This is a genomic window from Neisseria sp. P0021.S007 (assembly GCF_051956855.1).
In genome coordinates, this window is the sequence record NZ_JBQCXA010001466.1 from 1 (window position 1) to 476 (window position 476).

1 protein-coding gene is annotated in these 476 nt (G+C 55.9%); it reads left to right on the forward strand.

Annotated features, from left to right (window positions below; translation table 11 throughout):
- On the forward strand, nucleotides 1–476 hold a 476-nt coding region (locus ACTHUR_RS19725), incomplete at both ends, for a class I tRNA ligase family protein (protein ID WP_440400491.1).

Below are 476 nucleotides of genomic sequence, written 5' to 3' on the forward strand. Positions count from 1 at the left end.
GGTCTGCGCAAACCCGAAACCGCGCCGAAAGTGGAAGAAGCCACGAAAAAACTCTTCCCAGAAGGCATCCCCAGCATGGGCGCGGACGCATTGCGCTTTACCATGGCAAGCTACGCCAGCTTGGGGCGTTCGGTCAACTTCGACTTCAAACGCGCCGAAGGCTATCGCAACTTCTGCAACAAAATCTGGAACGCCACCAACTTCGTCTTGATGAACACCGAAAACCAAGACTGCGGCTACGGCGTAACCGCCACCGAACCGCGCGGCTACTCCTTCCCCGATATGTGGATCATAGGTCGTCTGAATCAGACCATCGAGCAAGTAACGCAAGCCTACGAAACCTACCGCTTTGATTTGGCGGCGGAAACCCTGTACAGCTTCGTATGGAACGACTATTGCGACTGGTATTTGGAACTTGCCAAAGTGCAGCTTCAAACCGGCTGCGCCAGCCGCCAGCGCGCCACACGCCATACCTT